Origin of the sequence: Undibacterium sp. Ji49W (assembly GCF_049340205.1) — a bacterium.
In the GTDB taxonomy this organism is placed as follows: domain Bacteria; phylum Pseudomonadota; class Gammaproteobacteria; order Burkholderiales; family Burkholderiaceae_D; genus Undibacterium.
In genome coordinates this window covers 1-303 of record NZ_JBMPOW010000070.1, presented here as the reverse complement: position 1 = coordinate 303, position 303 = coordinate 1, and the positions used below count along the sequence as shown (strand labels likewise).

The following is a 303-nucleotide window of genomic DNA, read 5'->3' as shown; positions in this document are numbered from 1 at the left end:
AAAGCGCAGTGGTGATCGACGCCCGTAGCCTGAGCGCCACAAGCCGCTTCAGCTACAACGGCGAAGAAGGTGCCTCCCGCACAGCCGACCGCATCATCTTCACTGATGCCAACTTCAATGGTACCCACACCATTGACGGCGGTGCTGTTGACAACAACACCACCAACAACAGCCAGAAGAACGACGACGTCATCGAACTGCGCAATGCAACGAACGCAGCCATCGGCGACTTCAACGGCATCAAAAACATCGGTAACATCGAACTGACCAACGACACAGCAGTCACCCAAGTGTCCCAAATCC

The 303-nt window shown here is 55.4% G+C and carries 1 protein-coding gene; it reads left to right on the top strand.

Annotated features, from left to right (window positions below; all coding sequences use genetic code 11):
• On the top strand, nucleotides 1-303 hold a 303-nt coding region (locus ACO0LK_RS27070), incomplete at both ends, for a hypothetical protein (RefSeq protein ID WP_422980617.1).